This is a genomic window from Micromonospora sp. BL1 (genome assembly GCF_003667485.1).
Taxonomy (GTDB): Bacteria; Actinomycetota; Actinomycetes; order Mycobacteriales; family Micromonosporaceae; genus Micromonospora; species Micromonospora tulbaghiae.
The window spans coordinates 1-452 of the sequence record NZ_RCVK01000024.1 but is presented as its reverse complement, the minus strand read 5'-3'; the positions used below and the strand labels follow the sequence as shown (position 1 = coordinate 452).

Below are 452 nucleotides of genomic sequence, written 5' to 3'. Positions count from 1 at the left end.
GTTATATACAGTAACCTTCTCGCCACAATCTTTAAACTGATGAAGGATGCTGCTAACTTCATCATCTAATGATAATTTTCCTTCTTCTATCAATAATGCAATACATGCCGCAGTAAATTGTTTTGTCATTGAACAAGCATGAAATACGGTATTTTCATCAATTGGAATACTATACTCCAGGTTGGCTTCCCCATATCCTTTGCTAAATATCATCTCACCATCTTCTACAACTGCAACGGCAATGCCAGGATAGTTTTTTCTGTCATATTTTTTGCACATTTTCTCAAGCTTGGCTATCATTTTAACTCTGTCCATTTTATCTCTCCCCTTAACTTTGTTGAAAATAAGCACACTGAAAGATTTAAAGAGGTAATACCGAATTCATCCTGACAAACTGGAATTTGAAAAGCAGAGTAGAGAGTAGAGTGAAGGATGATTTTTCTCCGCTATGC

1 protein-coding gene is annotated in these 452 nt (G+C 35.8%); it reads right to left on the bottom strand.

Annotated features, from left to right (window positions below; genetic code table 11):
* Positions 1-351, bottom strand: a 351-nt coding sequence (locus EAD96_RS00100) for a serine hydrolase (protein WP_147457803.1), incomplete at its 3' end; no start/stop codon positions are given.
* Between the last annotated feature and the right edge of the window lie 101 nt (positions 352-452).